At 43.0% G+C, this 18,676-nt stretch carries 14 protein-coding genes; 9 read left to right on the plus strand and 5 right to left on the minus strand.

Translation table 11 applies throughout. From position 1 onward, the window contains the following. Nucleotides 1–22 precede the first annotated feature (22 nt). The 3 genes from JN178_RS08060 (at nt 23) to JN178_RS08070 (ending at nt 3,248) form a co-directional block, all read left to right on the plus strand. Nucleotides 23–1,195 carry a glycosyltransferase gene (locus tag JN178_RS08060; protein WP_202265130.1) on the plus strand — a complete coding sequence of 391 codons (1,173 nt, stop codon included), beginning with the start codon at nt 23–25 and terminating at the stop codon, nt 1,193–1,195. A gap of 15 nt (nt 1,196–1,210) precedes the next feature. Then, nucleotides 1,211–2,455 carry a colanic acid biosynthesis pyruvyl transferase WcaK gene (wcaK, locus tag JN178_RS08065; RefSeq protein WP_202265132.1) on the plus strand — a complete coding sequence of 415 codons (1,245 nt, stop codon included), beginning with the start codon at nt 1,211–1,213 and terminating at the stop codon, nt 2,453–2,455. A gap of 139 nt (nt 2,456–2,594) precedes the next feature. After that, on the plus strand, nt 2,595–3,248 hold the full coding sequence (locus JN178_RS08070; RefSeq protein ID WP_202265134.1) for a PEP-CTERM sorting domain-containing protein: 654 nt from the start codon (nt 2,595–2,597) through the stop codon (nt 3,246–3,248). A gap of 71 nt (nt 3,249–3,319) precedes the next feature. Here JN178_RS08070 and JN178_RS08075 read toward each other — a convergent pair whose 3' ends face one another. After that, nucleotides 3,320–5,800 carry a right-handed parallel beta-helix repeat-containing protein gene (locus JN178_RS08075; RefSeq protein WP_202265136.1) on the minus strand — a complete coding sequence of 827 codons (2,481 nt, stop codon included), beginning with the start codon at nt 5,798–5,800 and terminating at the stop codon, nt 3,320–3,322. A 294-nt stretch (nt 5,801–6,094) separates the two neighbouring features. Between JN178_RS08075 and JN178_RS08080 the strand changes: the two genes are divergently transcribed. Then, on the plus strand, nt 6,095–7,192 hold the full coding sequence (locus JN178_RS08080; RefSeq protein WP_202265138.1) for a glycosyltransferase: 1,098 nt from the start codon (nt 6,095–6,097) through the stop codon (nt 7,190–7,192). 96 nt (nt 7,193–7,288) lie between these two features. On the opposite strand, the gene JN178_RS08085 is transcribed toward JN178_RS08080, so the two are convergent. Both JN178_RS08085 and JN178_RS08090 read right to left on the minus strand, forming a co-directional pair. Further along, nucleotides 7,289–8,140, minus strand: coding sequence for a glycosyltransferase family 2 protein (locus JN178_RS08085; protein WP_202265140.1), 852 nt, complete (start codon nt 8,138–8,140; stop codon nt 7,289–7,291). Nucleotides 8,141–8,228: 88 nt separating this feature from the next. Continuing rightward, complete coding sequence (locus JN178_RS08090; protein ID WP_202265142.1) at nt 8,229–10,136, minus strand: acyltransferase family protein; 1,908 nt, start codon at nt 10,134–10,136, stop codon at nt 8,229–8,231. Between the two features lie 353 nt (nt 10,137–10,489). Here JN178_RS08090 and pheS point away from each other — a divergent pair, with 353 nt between their 5' ends. The 5 genes from pheS to JN178_RS08115 all read left to right on the plus strand — a co-directional run bounded on the left by pheS (nt 10,490) and on the right by JN178_RS08115 (nt 15,789). Next, nucleotides 10,490–11,470, plus strand: coding sequence for a phenylalanine--tRNA ligase subunit alpha (pheS, locus tag JN178_RS08095; RefSeq protein WP_159625253.1), 981 nt, complete (start codon nt 10,490–10,492; stop codon nt 11,468–11,470). A gap of 14 nt (nt 11,471–11,484) precedes the next feature. Next, entirely contained in the window at nt 11,485–13,872 is a 2,388-nt protein-coding gene (gene pheT, locus JN178_RS08100; protein ID WP_202265144.1) for a phenylalanine--tRNA ligase subunit beta, read from the plus strand. Between the two features lie 3 nt (nt 13,873–13,875). Then, nucleotides 13,876–14,175 (plus strand): integration host factor subunit alpha, encoded by a 300-nt coding sequence (ihfA, locus tag JN178_RS08105; protein ID WP_131094149.1) that lies wholly within the window; start codon nt 13,876–13,878, stop codon nt 14,173–14,175. A gap of 114 nt (nt 14,176–14,289) precedes the next feature. Then, the gene (locus JN178_RS08110; RefSeq protein WP_202265146.1) at nt 14,290–14,844 is read left to right on the plus strand and encodes a hypothetical protein; all 555 of its coding nucleotides are present in this window, start codon (nt 14,290–14,292) and stop codon (nt 14,842–14,844) included. Between the two features lie 207 nt (nt 14,845–15,051). Beyond that, nucleotides 15,052–15,789 (plus strand): Npun_F0296 family exosortase-dependent surface protein, encoded by a 738-nt coding sequence (locus JN178_RS08115; RefSeq protein WP_202265148.1) that lies wholly within the window; start codon nt 15,052–15,054, stop codon nt 15,787–15,789. 19 nt (nt 15,790–15,808) lie between these two features. Here JN178_RS08115 and ybaK read toward each other — a convergent pair whose 3' ends face one another. Both ybaK and JN178_RS08125 read right to left on the minus strand, forming a co-directional pair. Continuing rightward, complete coding sequence (gene ybaK, locus JN178_RS08120; RefSeq protein WP_202265158.1) at nt 15,809–16,276, minus strand: Cys-tRNA(Pro) deacylase; 468 nt, start codon at nt 16,274–16,276, stop codon at nt 15,809–15,811. Further along, nucleotides 16,273–18,594 carry a penicillin acylase family protein gene (locus JN178_RS08125; protein WP_202265160.1) on the minus strand — a complete coding sequence of 774 codons (2,322 nt, stop codon included), beginning with the start codon at nt 18,592–18,594 and terminating at the stop codon, nt 16,273–16,275. The genes ybaK and JN178_RS08125 overlap by 4 nt, the downstream gene beginning before the upstream one ends. Nucleotides 18,595–18,676 lie beyond the last annotated feature (82 nt).

The raw sequence follows: 18,676 nt of genomic DNA on the forward strand, positions 1-18,676 counted from the left end.
TTTTGTAAGGACGTTTCCTGTTTTGTCACAGACTTTTGTACTTAATCAGGTTCGAGATCTTAAGATGGCAGGCTTGGACGTGCATGTCTTAGCTGTAAACCCAGTCGATTATGACAATGAAGCGGTCAAGTCGTTATTTGGCGACGAATCTCGCCATAAGGTGACGTCTATTTTCCCTCGAACTCACTCGAAGCGTTCTTATTTGTTCATGTTACTTGGAGCACTCTATTGCGCCATGTCAGGCAAACGACATAATTTAATCAAACTTGCCTACGGCTTTTTGTCTAAAAAGAATTTCTTTTTGGCAAAAGATCTGTTCTGTCTCGCTTGGTTCCTGAAAAACCAAAAAATTAATATGGATGTCTGCATCGCTCACTTTGGAAATAATGGAGTAGTAATTGACCATTTAAGACGGGCAGGCCTTTTAGAATGCAAGAAATTGCTCACTATTTTTCACGGTTATGAAATAAGTCGCTATGACCAATTATCCATTTGGGGTGAGGAGTACGGCCGTATAACGGGCACGCTTTTGCCAATCAGTGAACATTGGAAGGCATCACTAGTTTCCCTTGGTGCAAAAGAAAAATGCATTGATGTCGTTCACATGGGAGTCAATATAAACACGTTCTCATTTCAAAACAGAAACCTTGATACGCCTCTTCAAATACTTTCGGTCGCGCGAGCAACAGAGAAAAAAGGTTTGGAGTACGCAATTAAAGCGGTACTTAGTTGTGATATCGACTGTCGCTATTCAATTATCGGAGACGGTCAGCTACTACCAAGTCTTAAGGCCATTGTATGCGGGCACCCAAATGCGCATAGAGTGAATTTTAAAGGTGCGTGTCCTCCTGAGGCCGTTGCTGCAGAACTTAAATCAACGGATCTTTTTCTTTTGCCATCTGTAGAAGACAGTAAAGGTGATAAAGAGGGAATACCCGTGTCTTTGATGGAGGCAATGGCTAGCGGCGTTATCGTTTTGTCAACAATTCACAGTGGTATTCCAGAGTTAATTGAAGATGGCTATTCGGGCTTTTTAGTTCCAGAACGTAACGTAGAAGCAATAGCAGCAAAAATTAAAGAAATATCAGTAAATAACAATCTTGACGTCATTAGAAAAAACGCAAGGGAAAAGGTCGAGCAGGACTTTAATGCTAGCTTGCTCACTGATCAATTAGTCTCACATGTACTCAAGTAAAACGGATATACAAATATGAAAATTTTAATTATTGGAAATCACACATGTGGCAATAGGGGCGATGGCGCAATTTTGAGAGGGCTTATTCAAGAGCTAGAAAGCCAGATACCCAACGTTGATCTGACACTTGTCTCTCGCTTTCCTACCAGTTCTGAGTTTTTGTTATCACGTCCATTTGTTAAAGATTGGCTTTACAAATACCAAAAATATTCAGGTGGCATTGTTGCCAAAGTCAAAAATAAGCTTCATAAGCCAGCGTTATTAGAAAGGTTAATTTCGTCAGCTAAAAATACAGAAGTGCACGACAGGTTACCCCCTGAGTTCAAGGCATATATAGAAGAAATAAAGCAATACGATTGTGTCGTACAAGTTGGTGGTTCGTTTTTTGTTGATTTATACGGAACAGGGCAGTTTCATCACTCGTTATGTGTACTAGCAGCGAACAAGCCACTTTATTTTATGGGACACTCGGTTGGCCCATTTGAAAACCAAAAGTTCTGTGAAGTTGCAGAGTTAGTATTTAGCAAAACAAAAGTGTTAGGTCTTAGAGAGTCCGTGAGCAAAAAACTATTGGAAGATAAGTTTTCTTTGCCTGCCTCTTACGTGGAGGGTGCTGATACTGCGTGGTTAGTAAGGCCAAGCAAAGTCGCTATTGAAAACAGCGCAATAAAAACATTTCTTTCAAATGGTAATACCGTCGCAATTACATTGCGTGAGCTTAAGCCATTTGATAAAAGGCTCGGAATAAAACAAGAGAACTATGAAAGGGCGTTCGCTGATCTATGTAATACTCTCATTGCAAAGGGATTTCAAATTTTAGCCTGCTCCACATGTACGGGTATAGACGGGTATCAGAAAGATGATCGGATGGTTGCTTACAGAGTACTAAAGCAGATAGAAGATAGGAGCAAATTCAAAGTAGTAATGGATGAGTTTAATGATATAGAGCTGGGAACGGTCCTTAGTGAATGTTTAATCACTATAGGTACTCGTCTTCACAGTGCCATTATCTCTATGAATTTCGGCACACCCGCGTTTGCGCTCAATTATGAGCATAAATCTGAAGGAATTATGAACCAACTCGGTTTATCTGAATTTGGCATACCTTTGGAGCAGCTAATTAATGGTGAACTTGCAGACAAAGTGTTAGACTCTTTAGAAAAGCAGGAAGCCGTCAAGGGTGCCGTTTCAAAAGCAGTGAAAAACGAGAAAGACAGAGCGGCATCAATGATCGCACGGCTTCATAGCTCCAACAGGTAGCGTCAAATTATTTTACATGACCACTTTTTCATATTTCTAGCTGTCTGAATTTAAAGGGTTTTATTTATTTGGCATCATATTTGCTGGATTCAGTGTAGTAGAAGTATTTGACCTTAAGTATTAGTCAAAGGAAGTAGTAATGAAGTTTATCAAGCAAGCTCTGATCACAGCGGCACTATGTTTTAGCAGTGTAGCAAATGCGTCCTTCGTTAATTTTGATGATTACACATTTTCAAGCTGGGGTAACCAAACCAAGACCGGTACACAAGTTGTTAGCGACAACGGTAGTACAGTTACAATTAGCGGTAACAGGTGGGTTGATATTCTTCATGGAGTGACGTTAACTAGCTCATCAATTTTAAAATTCACAATAGAAGCGACAGGACTTAATGCAGAGCTTTATGGTATTGGCTTTGAAACAGATGATACATACACGTATGGCAGCATCGATAACTTCGTATTTGTTGGTGGAACACAGATAGCGAAGATTACTCGTGAGAATCCGCTGACAGCTTTTGGCAGCTATGCTAGTGGTGACGGCGCGGTTGATTTTACGATTGATGTAGGCAATTACATCACTGGATTGTTTGACAGAATGGTATTTGTTTTAGATAACGACAAAAACCAGTCAGGTTCTTTCGTTTCGTTTTCAAACGTTCAAGTTTGTGATAATGCACTTGTATGCCAGACATTGGATTTTGGTAGCACACCAATTCCTGAGCCAACTCATTTAGGTTTGCTTGCTATGGCGTTAATGGTCCTTTATTCATCTCGTAGAAAAAAGATGATTTAATTTTTAAAAAAGGAGGCATTAGCCTCCTTTTTTACTGAGTTTGTTCCCAAGGTATAAGTAATAGACGTCGTCTATTCGTTTTTAAGCGTTATATTGCTAAACGTTACAGCGTTATCGTTGTCAGAGGGTTGGGCCTTATCATTATCGAGCACAAGGATAATGTATTGAATGTTACCTGTGACGAAGCGTCCAATAGGGAACGATATATTCTGACTTGTTTCATCAAACGTTGATGTCCCATCGATTCCCCAAACTTGCGACCCAGAAAACCTGACGACACTAGCGCTGTCCACATCAAGTTCTGTTTCAAAGCCAATCCCCACAATTTCGGGTTCTCCCTCTAGTGAGAGTTCAAGTTCAAGCATTGTTGTAGGACTAATGGTTTGATTTACTGGAATAGCCTGCCAGTTATTGCCGGTAAGCGTGATTGTGCGCTGGCCGTCCATTAAAACTGAGCCGTATTCATATTGCGTTGGCAAAGCAGAAATGTTGTCTAAAGTGGTCTCTAAACGCCATTCTGTTGGAGAAGGTGACGTTAATGGTGACGTATGTGGCCCATCGCTAATGTTGGGTATTTTAAACGACTCATCGATGTCGAAAGACTCAAAACCAGCCTGACGAATAAACTCGCTGTATGTACTATCTGTTGACAGGGGGTGCGCAATAATACGGTCGAAGTTAAATTCGTATCTAATATCCATGGTTGTATTATTGAAGCACAGGTCATTGGTACTTGAGCTTAAGTAATATTTTTCTTGATCGAAAATGCAGTAGCCAACCGAATACCCGGTATTTTCAGTCAAATAAACATTATTTTTCGAAGTTATCCAAAATGTCGTGTCATCATTTACTTTGGAGCCAGCAATTCCATTTCTAACGCCGCTAATGAAGTTCTCAAATATTAAGGTTTGTCCTGCAGGCTTCGATATCAGACCGCCAGCTTTTATCGCTGTCCATTGCTTGCCCCGTTCATCACCGAGATTGCGAACAGTATTGTGAAAGATGAAACTAGGTCCCAGCATGTTGGGCGCAATGCTAATACCTGCATAGCCTTGCTCCATCTCATTGTCATATACCAATACGTTCTGTTGACCACCATCTATCTCGATTAAATCGTCGTTGGCATAGGCAAAATAGTTGCCGTAAATAGCAGAGTCTCTTACGAAGCCCCCACGTCTTTCGAAATTCAATCTTCCTTCTACAACGTCATTAAATCGGTGCTCATGTGTACCGTAGAAACGATTGTTTCTGACAATCATTTGCCCCCGTAGAGATTCATCATCGTGATATGCCCAAACTTGAAGCGCATTTGCACCTTTCGGGTGACCGTCGCCCCAGTGATTTGAGCCTAGGTTGGGGCTGTGTATGTCACACTCTTCTATAACTGCAATACCACTGCGTTCTAAGTAAATACCTGAGTCGTAATTTATGGGAGAGTTTGCAGTAGGACTACTATAGGCAATATTGTCTCTAATATCGCCTGCAACGCGTCCAAATTCTGCAACATCACAGCCACTTATCCAAATATGGTGTGCTTTTTTTGCATGAATACCATAGCGAAGCCCGCCTCTAACGGTTAGGTTTTCAAGAACCACATAAGACTGTGAGCCTAGATGAACCGCCGATGTAAACTCATTACCAGCATCAATTACGGGGCCGTCACCAATAATTTTGGCATAACCAATAGGGCTGCCTTGTATGTTGAGCGCCTCTAAATCAAGTTGACCACCATCGTAAATGTCAGAAAGAAAATATATTTTGTTGGGATCTATTGGTGGAGTGTTTGGTTGAGTAGCTTCTTGAAAGCGATATACTTGCACTTGGTTGTCGCTATTATGAACAGTAACTTCAATGTCGTATAGCGTGTTTGGTTCCAGGTACACGATGCTTCCTGCAAAGCTGCCGAATACAGGTTCCCAAGACAATGGAAGCGCATCAATCCAAGTGGATTGTGAAGCGCTCTTAAAGCGCACGGTGTTTGTGCTGGTTTCATCTTGACCGTATATCACAATCCCCAGAGAGTGTATAAGCGGTGTAACAGTGTTCGGCATGCCTGAAGCTGTTGCAGTAAACACCCTAGACGGGTCGAGACCAGCGGTTATTGCTGACTCAGCAATTTCGTGCTTAGTCAGCTGTGAGTGAGCTGCAAGAAGTTTAATCCATTTCGCGGAATCTATAGGATAAAGCGCAAAAATGGCGGTTGCTTCCTCAGGTGTAAGCGAAGAAAGCGCCGCGCTTTTTGCAGACTTCGCGCCTCTTAATCCATATTGTAAAACCCCCGAACTGTAGAGTGAGGCGATGTGAGCCTGATATTGTTTCACAAGCAGTTCAACTTGCTCGGGTCCTTTGTAGCGCTTTAGCGCACTAATGATTGACGTTGTTTCTGTGCTAGCATGCTCGGCTAGATAAATCTGCAACAGTTCACCTGATTGGCGGCCCTTAACCTCAGGTGTGCTAACAGTGTTAATAGAGGTACATGAGATTAAACATGTAAGCACTAATGCGATAAGCGCAACTTGGCTATGAGTGGGTTTGGTAAGAAAGCGGCTCATGAGAATTCCTTGCTTGCAAAGCACGTTGTAGAGCGAGAAGACGTATAGCTCTTAAAGGGTAGTTATTTTGGTAACGTGCTGCAAGCCATCTTGGTTCAGTAATTGGTCATCTGACATGTTATTTAAGGGCTTGTAAGGACTATGGCATTGTTATTGCTGCTCTTAGTGGTTGCGGATCGTCTTGCAAACAATTATGAAGACAGATGATAACAAGTAAGATGAGCATGGTGCGTCACTTCATATTGCTGTCATCAAGTAAGGGTAGGCTCAAAAAGAGTGATAAATGGATATTTTATGAAGAAAAAAATTGCAGTTATTCATCCCGAAGCGGGTTTTTCGTCAAGTGGGGGATCACAGCTCAGTGCATACGAAATGGCACAACACCTGGCTGCATTTTTTGATGTGAAGTTATTGAGCGCCTCTAAATGCAGTGAACATAGCGTCGTTATCCCTTGTATTCCTCGCGGTAAAGTAAAGAAAGTTCAACGTAATAAATTAGTAGACTGGTTTCTTACACGCTTTGTCTCAAATCCATCGCTATTGATTGAATCCATAACAAGCTTTTTGACTTATACACCCTATCTAATGTTCAAAAGAGCCGACGTAATTTACCCGAATAACGATTATGGTGGTTTAGCCGTAGCCTATGTTATCAGGAAATTATTTAATACCCCCATTTTGTACACCGAGCGAGCGGGCATGGTGTCAGGCGGGAAGGTGCTGAGACGAAATCTAAAATTTAAACCTGATTGTTTGGTGGTTTTCAACGAAGAAACGAAGCGTTATGTACACTCTATTGCACCACAGCAACGAGTAGAAATTATTCCTAATGGTGTCGATTTGTCACTATTTAGCACACAAGGGGAGTCGTTTGAGCATGGTTTGCCAGGCACTGTGGTGCTTGCTGTTGGCGCACTGAACCGTCAAAATCATAAGCGCTTCGACTTAGCAATAAAGGCGGTTAGCCAACTTAACGATGTCTCTTTATTAATTTGTGGTGACGGCCCTGATTTACGTTACTTTACTGAACAGTGTGAAGCGGCACTCGGTGCTAATAGGTTCAAAATAGTCAAGGTTGACTTTGCCGATATACCCGAAGTGTATCGATCTGCAGACATATTTACTTTACCGTCTGAGGATGAACCGTTTGGACGAGTATATCTTGAAGCTATGGCAAGTGGTCTACCCGTTGTGGCAACAGATGATGCAATGAGAAGAACGCTTATCGGCGACGCAGGCATTGTTTGTGACGTTACAAATGTGGCGGAATATGCCAAAGCTCTGTCAACTGCTATAGCCAACGACTGGGGCAGCAAGCCAGTCGAACAAGCAGCTGATTTTAGTTGGCAGCGTGTAGCTAAGCAGTATGCAGAGGTTATTAATACACTTTAGTCATGATGGTCTAGGTGGGGAAAATAAAAAGCACTGGTTTTTTAACTCAAACACCAGTGCTGATTTGTGAAATAATCACTTGGTTTGACAATTAGACTAGCGCGCGAACTTTCTTTTTATTCTGTCTTTTCCCAATATAACTTTGCCGGTGGCAATAAGTCCAGCTTCTTGCACTGAGAGAGCTATCCAGCGTAACTTATTATTCTTTTTACCAATTTGGCTTAAAATTTGGTTAGCAACTCTATCGTTGTATGCTTCTTTTCCTAATAATGCTTTGTGTTTCTTAAATGCCTTTAATCGTGGAAATACTTTTTCTATTGGCATATTTGCTACTTCTGTTGAAATACTTACATGCCCCCGGCGATAAAAGTAGATATCCTTGGGAATATTGTGAAAAGCTGCATTTTCTAATGTTATTCGAACAAAGAAGTCCCAGTCCTGGCTATTTTTGAGCTCTTCATCAAACTGCAGGCGTTTTGCCAACTCGGTTTTACAGGTAACACCGCTCATTCCGCAGAATTTGTTTCCCCGCTTGATAACATCGGTAGTAATTACCTCAATAGGGTTAATGTGAATTTTGTCTGGAGTTTCTAGAAAACGGTACCCACACGTTACCGCATCTGCGTGTTCATGCGCTTCTAAATGTGTTTCTAAGTAGTTGGCATCCCACACATCATCATCATCCAAAAACGCAATTATGTCGGCTGTAGATTTCGAAATGCCAAGGTTTCTAGCGGCATTTGCTCCTGACGCTACTGGAACTTTGACATAGGTAAATCGTTCGCTCGGAAACTGAGAAAGAACCTCTTCATAGCTAACTGACGAACCGTCGTCTATTACAAACACCTCTTTAGGAGTGATTGACTGCTTTAGCACTGCAGCTAAAGACTCTTGCAAATAGTCAGGGCGATTGTGGGTCGTAATTACGACTGAAAAGGTTTTCTGCATTATTTAGTCCGTGTTGTAAATGAAAGCGCTGCAGTCCATTCGATAATGATTGAAGATGCCAATCATTTATGACAAAAACATACTCGCATTACTTAATTTCTTGTATTGAATTAAGAATGCTCTTCACGATTTGCGCGGCGCCAAAAAGCGAAGGGTGGTCATCGTCGAAATATAAAGACCGTCCATTCTTTACTGAGAAGCAATAATCATTCCCACAAAACTGCTTCGCAGGTTCAATAAAGACGACATTTGACGGGTAACTTGCGTTTTCAAAGTGCTTGATGATGACTTCGTTGCGTTTAGTGTACCAGTCGTATTCAGTTCCAGCTATGTGTTCAAAATTATTATTAGCCTCCAGCTCTTTGTCGATTAGTCTTGTGATGTTTTGTGGTAATTCAGGAATAGGGTAAATGATAAATACATTTTGTTTTGTAGCGGCTAGCTTGGCTATTGCCCTATCAATATTGTGTAAAAGCAAATCAGTTCTATCAGTGCGATTACTTTTTGGTTGATTTGGGTAGGCTTTGTTTGAACCACCTACAATTTGGCTTGAATACCTGTGAACAAAAACGACATTCTCAATTTCCGCATTTGTAGAAATGTAGTCTATTGACTCGTTATACCATTTTGCACACTTAGAGAAGCTATAAGGCATGCCATAGGCTGGCGCACAATCAGAAAAACTAAAATGCATTATTCCTTCGTTTAATTGTTTCAGCTCAGTACCTAATGCGAAGGCAAGCTCTACTGAATGACTATCGCCGAATGTAGCCCACTTTGCATTGTCTTCATGAAAGTATGTGCAAGCGTTCTCGGGAGGCTGATGTGATTCTATGTGACAACGATTTCTCAAAGGACTGGGTTGAACGTCAGATATAAGACTTTGATATTGAGCTGGGGCGAGCTGAATAAAGCCGGTTGATACAAAGATAGTTAAGCCAAGCAAGGCTACTGTTATCGATGACAATACGGATTTGTTTGTCAGTCTTTCTTTTAACGAGATACCCTTGTTAGTGAAAGAAACACTTTCAATAAATTTAAAGCTTAGAAAGCCCATCAATATCGATAAGGCAAAGCTTAAGGCGGAATATTCGATTCCAAGCTTATAAGTGTAAATCGCTACGACAAACGGCCAGTGCCATAAATAGATCGAGTATGACCAGCTTCCTATTAATTGCATTGCACTATTGTTCAATACGAGATTCTTTTGATGGTTAGCACAAATAATTAGTGCAGCACCAACTGCAGGTAATAATGCTGCATAACCTGGCCAAAGCGTATTTTCCGAAAAAATGAAGCATGACAGAGCAATTGCAAAAATTCCAAGTAGTGTAACGACCAGTTTGAGCCTACTGTTCATTTTCATTGGAAAAAGGAATACAACGCCGCCAGCTAACATTTCCCACGCGCGGGTTGGTAGAACAAAATACGCCAGACTTGGGTTTTTAGGTGTAAGCCAAATGCTCAACGAAAGACTTATAAGTGCCATAACTGGCACGAGAGATCTCAGTGCTTTAAGGCCTACAAAGCGGTGAATAATAAAAATGGCCAAAGGATATAAAATGTAAAACTGCCACTCGACAGATAATGACCATGTGTGTAGAAGCCAATTCTCCATAGAGTTAGAAGAAAAATAACCAGACTGTGTGTAGTAGAGAATATTTGATGTAAAGGTCACTGAAGACGCTACTTGTTTGCCAAGCTCAGAATACTCATACGGCGAAAGAAAGAGCCAGCCCAATATTATCAACACTGAACAAAGAGTGACCAATGCTGGAATTATTCGGTTAGCTCTGGAATAATAAAATTCCCATAAATTGAAAACGTCTTTTTCAAGTTTATTGCATATAATGGCAGTCATCAAAAAGCCAGATATGACAAAAAAGACATCAACTCCCACGAAACCACCTGGCAATGCACTTTCAAAAAAGTGAAAAATTACCACTGATAAAACTGCAATCGCTCTTAGTCCGTTTATATCGTTTCTAAAGGTCAAGTTTATTGTCCGACTATATGGGTTGTTTGTTTTCTAAGCAGAATGCATGCCTTAATGAGATTAGTTCAGCCGAAGTACTCCCAGCGCTGAGGCATTTGAGTTATTAGTTTCAGTGCTTTCTGTTACATATAAAAGAAATCGCCCCAATGTTGGTCGCGTTTGCTAAAAAAATTGTGCAACCTAAACTCACATTCTCTTTTATCAACCAAAAATCTGCCATTATCAGCCATATAGGGTAGCGGTAACGTCTTGCTGTCGTGTAAACTACTGCCTTTATTTCAGGCAAGCCTTAGCGCACAGAATTAATCTCACAATGCTTTGGCCATGCAGTCATCATGTATATTGAGGAAAACATGGAGCTTGACGCTATTATCAATCAGGCACAGAGCCAGATTGACGCTGCAGAAGATGCAGCCACACTTGACCAAGTTAGGGTCGAATTCATGGGTAAGAAAGGTAAGCTTACCGACTTACTTAAAGGGCTTGGAAAGTTATCAAACGAAGAACGTCCTGCCGCGGGCCAAAAAATTAACCAAGCTAAGCAGGTTATTCAGCAAGCTATTTCAGCAAAAGGCGAGTTACTGCGCACGGCTGAACTTAACAAGAAGCTTGCTGAAGAAGCCGTTGATGTAACGCTTCCTGGTCGCACAGAAAAGCCGGGTAATTTGCATCCGGTTAGCCGCACTATTGCGCGCATTGAATCTTTCTTTGGCGAACTTGGCTTTTCGGTTAAAACGGGTCCTGAAATTGAAGACGGTTTTCACAACTTTGATGCGCTGAATATACCTGCGAATCACCCAGCACGTGCAGACCACGACACCTTCTATTTTAATCCTGACATGATGCTACGCACACAGACTTCTGGCGTGCAAATTCGCACAATGGAAGCAGAAAAGCCGCCACTGCGTATAATCTCGCCTGGCCGTGTATATCGTAATGATTACGACCAAACTCACACGCCGATGTTCCACCAAGTGGAAGGCTTGATGGTTGACAAAAACGTGAGCTTTACTGACCTTAAAGGCATTCTTCACGATTTTCTTCATCACTTCTTTGAAGAGTCGCTAGAAATTCGCTTCCGTCCGTCTTACTTCCCGTTTACTGAACCTTCAGCTGAAGTAGACGTTATGGGTAAAAACGGTCAGTGGCTAGAAGTATTGGGCTGCGGCATGGTTCACCCAAATGTACTTAAAGCAGTGGGTATCGACCCAGAAGAGTATACGGGCTTTGCCTTCGGTATGGGCGTAGAACGTTTAACCATGCTTCGTTACGGTGTTAACGACTTGCGCGCGTTCTTTGAAAACGACCTTCGTTTCCTTAAGCAGTTCAACTAAGGCAGAGAGTAAACATGAAATTCAGTGAAAAATGGTTAAGAGAGTGGGTTACCCCATCGCTGTCGGCACATGAGCTGTCTGAACAGTTGAGCATGGCTGGCCTTGAAGTAGACGGTGTAGAGCCAGTAGCAGGTGATTTTAAAGGCGTGCTGGTTGGTGAAGTTGTTGAATGTGGTCAGCACCCGAATGCCGATAAACTTCGCGTAACTAAAATTAACGTTGGTGGCGATGAGCTACTTGATATCGTTTGTGGTGCGCCTAACTGTCGTCAGGGCATAAAAGTAGCAGTTGCTGTTGTTGGTGCCGTATTGCCAGGCGATTTTAAAATTAAGAAAGCAAAGCTTCGCGGCGAGCCGTCATTCGGCATGCTATGTAGTTTCTCTGAGCTGGGTATTAGCGAAGACCACGACGGTATTATTGAGCTTCCAGCGGATGCACCTATTGGTACAGACATTCGCGACTACCTTGCTCTAGACGATAACGCCATTGAAGTAGACCTAACACCAAACCGCGCAGACTGTTTAGGTATTCGTGGTATTGCCCGTGAAGTTGGCGTACTTAACAACCTTGACGTATGCGAGCCTGAAGTCGTTGCAGTAGACGCAACGATTGACGATAAACTGTCAATTACGCTAAGCGCAGATGATGCCTGCCCACGTTATTTGGGCCGTGTAGTTAAAGGCGTTAACGTTAAAGCTGCATCGCCATTGTGGCTAGTTGAAAAGTTACGTCGTTGCGGAATTCGCAGCATCGACCCTATCGTTGACGTGACTAACTTCGTACTACTAGAACTTGGTCAGCCAATGCACGCGTTCAACCTTGCTAGCATTGAAGGCAACATCAATGTGCGTATGGCGAATGAAGGCGAAACGCTGACATTATTAGATGAGACCGAGGCTAAGTTGCAAAGCAATACTTTGGTAATTGCTGATGATAACAAAGCGCTAGCGATGGCAGGTATTTTCGGTGGTTTACATTCAGGTGTAACGGCTGAAACACAAGATATTTTGTTAGAAAGTGCATTCTTTGCGCGTGATGCCATTATGGGTCGAGCACGCCAATACGGCTTGCATACCGATGCCTCGCACCGCTATGAGCGTGGTGTAGACCCTCAGCTTCAACGAAAAGCCATGGAGCGCGCTACTGCACTGGTAATTGAAATTTGCGGTGGTGAAGCAGGCCCTGTTGTTGAAGCCGTGTCTGAAGACAAATTGCCTAAGCAAGCAACAGTAACGCTTCGTCGCGAACGTTTGGCTCGTGTGCTTGGTATTAGCATTGACGATGCAAAAGTAACGGAAATGCTCAACCGCCTTGGTTTAGACGTAACGCAAACTGAAGCTGGCTGGGAAGCGGTTGCACCTAGCTATCGTTTCGATATTTCAATTGAAGAAGATTTGATTGAAGAGATTGCGCGCGTATACGGTTATAACAACATTCCAAACGTGGCACCAAAAGCCACGTTAGCAATGCTGCCTTCACAAGAAGCTAAGTTGCCGTTAAATACAATGAAGTCGTTGCTACTTAGCCGTGGTTATAATGAAGCGATTACTTATTCGTTTGTTGACCCGAAAATTCAAAACGCATTATTCCCAGATGTGAAGGGCATGGTTTTACCACACCCAATATCCTCAGATATGTCAATAATGCGCGTCAGTTTGTGGCCCGGTTTACTAGGTGCAACTGCGTACAATCAGAAGCGTCAACAACAGCGAATTCGTTTGTTTGAAACAGGATTACGCTTTATTCCTCAACAAGATGCGCCAAATGGTGTATTGCAACAGCAAGTAATTGGTGGTGTAGTAGCAGGGCGTCGTAACGAAGAACATTGGGATTTGGGCGATAGCCCAGTTGATTTCTTCGATGCCAAGGCTGATGTCGAGGCGTTGCTTGCATTAACCGGAAGAGCGGGCGAGTTCCAGTTCGTCACGGGCGAGCATAGTGCGTTGCATCCTGGTATGACTGCAAAAATTTTGCTTAATGATGAAGAAGTTGGCTATATTGGTGCTATACACCCGCAGTTTACAAAATTGCTTGGTGTTAACGGCCGCGTATTTGTGTTCGAGTTAGTGGTAGATGCCATTACAGACCGCAAACTACCGTCTGCCGTACCGGTATCGCGCTTCCCATCAAACCGCCGTGATATTGCTATTACGGTTAAAGATGAAGTGCGTGTAGGAAATGTACTTTCTTACATAGAAAAAATTGGCGTAAATCAACTAGTTGCTCTAAACTTGTTCGATGAGTACAAAGGCAAGGGAATTGAACCTGGTTACAAGAGCCTTGCTTTGTCTCTTCATTTACAAGATCCGGATAAAACCTTAGAAGAAGCTGAGATTCAGCAAGCGGTGGATACTGTGGTTAAAGGTCTGGAATCTGAGTTTGGGGCCGCGTTAAGAGAGTAAACTATGGCATTGACCAAAGCCGAGATGGCTGAACACCTATTCGAGAAATTAGGCATCAATAAACGCGATGCAAAAGATCTGGTAGAGCTTTTCTTTGAAGAAATTAAAAGCGCTCTAGAATCTGGTGAGCAAGTAAAACTGTCAGGTTTTGGTAATTTTGACCTGCGTGATAAAAACGAACGTCCTGGCCGTAATCCAAAAACGGGCGAAGACATTCCTATCAAAGCACGCCGAGTGGTAACGTTCCGCCCGGGTCAAAAACTGAAAAGCCGAGTTGAAAACTCAGCACCTATCGACCAGTAATCACTAGGTCGTTACAATATATAAAAGAGCGAGCTTTCTCGCTCTTTTTGTATTGCTTCTTATAAAGCAGCGCATTCGCGCTGGTTTCCTTATGCAGTATTTATGGAGGTAAGTGTGAAAAAAGCGCTTGTTATTGTTGTTGCTGTAGTAGTTGCGGCGCTTTCGTGGTTTGCCTATTTGTCTTCAGATGCCGATAAGCGGGATCAACAAGCGGCAGAAGTGCCTTTAATTACCGTAATGGAAATCTTGCATGCGAGCGATTTGCAAGCCGGTGTGAAAACTGCGGTAAAAGAGAAAAATACTCAAGCCATTGAACAGTGGCTAGAGCAGGCGGTAAATGTAGGTGAGGCCGCTAATCTTTCTCAGCAAGATTTGGACTATCTCAAATCAGAAACGGCAAAAGACTATGTAGTCTTTAATGCAAAGCGACAGTTATACAACGAAGCTTTTGAAGCCCGCTATTACTCCCTCGAGGAAGTTGAAAGCCTTAAACAACAATACCCAGAAGCAAAAGACTTATTTCCAAGAACCGATGCCTTAATCGAAAAGCGTGATGCCATTATCGAGCAGATGGCTAAAACGCTTTCAGGCTCAAACACGGTAGACGACGTCTCGCTAAATAAAGCCAAGCAGCAATGGCGTGAACAAGCTGAAAAGTTAGAACAATAGCCTAAGCCATATTGCTCTAATTAACTCAGTTTTAGATATTCCATTTTTGTCGCAAAGTGCTTCGCAAAAAGCAAAAAACAATATGGGGAGTAGCCCGAAATAGTACTGTTTTCGGAATAAATTCAATGTAAACAATGCGTTGAGGTTTTGGCATGGCTATAGCTATCTAAGGTAAACATTCTGTGTTTAACAGCCTTGGAGCTAAAGATGAAAACCGTAGTTGCTTTGTTTGCCTTAAGTTTATGCCTTTTCTCATCCCCTCTTTTTGCAGGGCTCATTTTCACGCTGTCTGACCCTGATATTGCAGTAGGCCCTGCTGGCGCGTCGAACGTTGAGACTTTTGATAGGCAGTCAAGGGGAAGAATATCAAATAATATCATCACTGATTTTGGCGTATACCGAGCGCTACAAGGCGGCGTTCGTATAAATGGCGCGAATAAATGGGGTGGGGCGGATGGAAACGGAAACTATTTGTTTATTCCTGCTGGCGGAGCGATAGAGCTCACATTTAACAACCCAGTCGGCTATTTCGGGTTCTGGTGGAGTGCTGGCGATGCAGGTAACAAACTTACAGTAAACACAGTGTCTGAAACATTAGAATTTACCACTTCTGATATTTTGAATTCTCCTGCGCTCACACCAGAGCACTTTGGCAATCCATTTTGGGGAAATCCTGATTCAAGAGATGATTATCACGCATCGTGGGAGCCTTTTGCTTTTGTGAACCTTTTCGCAGAAACAGGCGCAGATGCTTTAACGTCAATACGCTTCTATGGCAGTAACTTTGAAAGTGATAATCACACAGTGTTAACTACTATACTACCCAGTTCAGGGGCGTTTATATCAAGAGTGGGAATACAATCAGTGCCAGAGCCTAGTGCGTTAGCGCTATTCTCATTCGCGCTATTGTTGATGTGCCGAAAGGCTAAAATCGTTATGCAGTAGCGTCAAAGCTCGGCACGCGCTAAGCGGTAATATCAGCAAAGGTTGCCTGCGTTAGCATAGCCAGTGTGGTGGGAGAAAGAGAAAGTTCCAATCCTCTTTTTCCTGCACTAACATAAATGGCTGACAGTGCTTCGGCACTGTCGTGTATAACAGTAGTAAGTATTTTCTTTTGTCCTAGTGGACTTACCCCACCGAGCACATACCCTGTTGAGGTTATGACGTCTTCACTTTTTGCCATTGTGACTTTTTTGGCCCCCAAGGCTTTTGCCATCTTCTTCTCACTTAACTTTCGATTTACTGGCACTATTGCAACGGCAAGCGACCCTTTGTCAGTGCTTACCACTAAGGTTTTAAATACGGTGCTTGCATCCAGTTCAAGTTTCTCAACCGCTTCTAGCCCATAAGAGGAAGCGTTGGTGTCATGTTCATACTTGAGTACGTGGTGTTTAACACCTTTTTTCTGCAATAGCGTTATAGCGGGCGTCATTCATTTTCTTTTTTGTAAAATAAGCGAGTGTGTTCAATATCACTTGGCAACAGTGGGGTAGCAGTGTGTGTTGCATAATCACTGAAACCCGACGTGTAATAAGGTGAAAGCGGATGCCCTGATTGGCCCCCAGGCAAGGTTAAAATGGCATCTTCTAGATGGCCGGGGCTTACAAACAATCGTTGCGATGCGCCAAAATTTGGCGATTGCACAGCAGGCATATAAGTATCACCGAAGCCCTCAACGGTTTGCATATTCAGGTATTGTCCAATGTACGGAATTTGAGATGCAAAAGGGTGAGAAACACGCAGCTTATTTACGTTACCCCAGTTTAGCGTTTCCATATCTGCTTCGACGGGGGAATAGGTATCAAGAAGTTTGTGTTTAGCCCTTCGATAGGCGTCGACCAAAAGTTCATCGAAGCTGTCCGTGCCTTTTGGTAGCCAACTGCTGGGTTGTTCATGGATGAGTTGCCACGTAGCCGGTTCAATACCTCGAAGTAGCGTTCTGCTATTAACCCCTTTTCGGTCTATTGACTGCAAAATACGTCCGAAAAGCGTTTGAATAACTTCACTACGAAAGTGTTTAACTAATGTATAACCCACAGAATCTTCACAAGCACATGCGTTCCAGGTATTCAAATAAGCAAGGTCTGGCTTAAATTCAACATCTTGTACCTGCAACAACCCTGATAAAAGGTTATGCCATGGCATGAGGAATTGGGCATGATTATCCAGTTGAATCGCGTAGAAATCATTTTCAGTGAAACTATCTTTTTCAAATAAGCGATCGCGAATTTGTCTACCACGAGCACCAAGCGCATAGCCACCATCGCCTAGTCGTGGTAAATCATGTGTAGAAATCACGCGCGCATTTGCCGTCCATATTCTACCGTGTTCAGGGTTCACGACCGACGGCAAATTCGTCGCTCTTTTGGGGCTATCAGCTTTTAGTGATTGTTCTGAAATGGCGACATAACTTGCGCTCTCACGATCCATTACAGCGCCACCAGGCATCCAGCCCGCATTGCCGAGTTCGTCAACAATAACGAGGTTTTGTGTAGGAATGGCAATGGTTTTACCCACCGACATGGCCTCAGTGAGGTTTTTAGCTGCCCCCAGATTGATAATACCCAAGTTTACCGCAAACGGCTGGTGCGCTACCCAATTGAGCGCGTATCGCTTTTGGTTTACCACACGTACAGGCCCAAATTGGCTTACTTCTATAGTGTAAGTATGTTCGCCATCCGGTAACGGAATACGTCGAGTGTAAGGTTGTGTTTGCGTATCATCATCTAACGCTATCCAATCAACATTATCGACATTGGCATTTGTGAAGCCCCACGCGATATGATTATTGGTACCTACGACAATGCCAGGCAACCCGGGTAACGACACGCCGGTTACCTGAACTTGCTCACCCGCTTCTTCATAGTTTAGCTGTGCCTTATACCATATAATGGGTACTCGAAGGCCAAGGTGCATATCATTGGCCAGCATGCCTGAACCCGTGGTGGTGAGCTTTCCCGTCACAGCCCAGTTATTACTTCCAATATCCGGTAGCTCGGTACCAGTGTATGCGACGCTTGCGTTTTTATCGTCGTTGGCATCTGCTGCATTATCAGGAAAGGTGGGAATGGCTTGGTCAAACAGCGGTGTTTCGCTTCCATCTAGCGCAGCTTGGTAGTGACTTGGCTGAGTAATGAAATTATATATTTCATCACCGTACAGTGTTTTAAGCATGGTACGGGCCATGTCTAAGCTAATTTGGCTACCTTGTAGGTCCAGGTACATGCTGTACACCACCAAAATACTATCGGTTGGATGCCATTGCTCTAGTTGTACTCCAGCAGCTAAATATTCAAAAGGTGGAACTGTCATTTCCGCTAATGCATCATTAACACCATGGGCATAACGCACTAATAATTCTTGCTGTCGAGCGGGAAGGTTTTCATAGACAACGCGGGCGCGCTGAGCAAATTGATGGAAGCGAATGTTTTTGTCTCGTTCCAGCGCTACCTTTCCAACCCATTGAGATAAATTGCCTGAGGCGGCTCTTCGTTGAAGATCCATTTGGAAAAAGCGATCTTGAGCATGAGCAAAACCAAGAGCGTAAGCGACATCAAAAATATCGTCAGCTTTTATAACGGCGTATCCGGTTGCATCACGGCTGAGTTCTGTTACAGAGTTCACGTGATAGGTATTACTGTTACCATCTAGTGAGGGCAAACTTAGGCTAAGAGAAGCGTACAAGGAAACGACGGCAAGGGCGAGTATGGTCAATAAACCAATTACAAGCCATTTGATCCAATTTAACACGTGTAATACTCCCTTTTTTTCTCTATCCTAACCAGAGATTTACAAAATTTGAAGTGATGTTTTATGACAGCTTACAAGGGGG

The sequence above is a fragment of the Alteromonas sp. KC3 genome (assembly GCF_016756315.1).
GTDB lineage: Bacteria > Pseudomonadota > Gammaproteobacteria > Enterobacterales > Alteromonadaceae > Alteromonas.